This window comes from Pseudomonas sp. 43(2021) (assembly GCF_017490805.1).
Taxonomy (GTDB): Bacteria; Pseudomonadota; Gammaproteobacteria; order Pseudomonadales; family Pseudomonadaceae; genus Aquipseudomonas.
The window spans coordinates 1-764 of the sequence record NZ_JAFGYJ010000098.1 but is presented as its reverse complement, the minus strand read 5'-3'; the positions used below and the strand labels follow the sequence as shown (position 1 = coordinate 764).

The window sequence follows — 764 nt, the reverse complement described above, 5'->3', positions numbered from 1 at the left end:
TTTTCAACCCATGCGGTCAACGAACCGTATAACGGGGCCGTCATGATAACGCCTGGGTTGACCGCCGCCAGTTCGGTTTCATTCAGCGCCACACGCAGACGCAGACACGCCGGGCCACCGCCGTTCTGCATGCTTTGCTTGAGATCGAAGACCTTCACTTCGCGGATCAGCCCGCCGGAACTGGTCAGGCTTTGCAGATAAGCCCAGACGCGTTCGTTGGCCTGGCAGTCCTGCGGCACGATCAGCAGCATCGAGCCATCGGCACGCGAGAGCAACTGGCTGTTGAACAGGTAGGAACGCACCGCGTCATCCACAGTGACCGCCGAACGCGGCACGCAAACAGACTGGAAGTTACCGCCGACCTTGGCCAGTTTGCCTTGCAGCTCGGCAAGCATCTTGTCGGTCTCGAGGAACGCGTCCTCGTGATAGAACAGCACTTCACCATTGCCCACGGCGATCACGTCGTTGTGGCACACGCGCTGATCGATGACGTTGGGATTCTGCTGCGCGTAGACCACGCCGTCGTCACGCAGACCGTGCAGACGCGCGACGGAGTGCGAGGCTTCGAGTGTCTGGCGTGCAGGGTATTTCTGCGGCGACGGGAAACGGTTGTCGAACGCACTGCGGCCGAACACGAAAAACTCGACGCCCGCCTCGCCGTACTCACGGCAGAAACGCGTGTGGTTGGCCGCGCCTTCGTCGCCGAACTGCGCCACTGCCGGCAAAGCGGCGTGATGGGCGAAGTGCTGTTGATTGGCGAACAT

General features: G+C 61.4%; 1 protein-coding gene. It reads right to left on the bottom strand.

Going from position 1 to position 764, the window contains the following annotated elements; translation table 11 throughout:
- On the bottom strand, window positions 1–764 hold a 764-nt coding region (locus J5M71_RS26100; protein WP_207838328.1), incomplete at both ends, for an N-succinylarginine dihydrolase.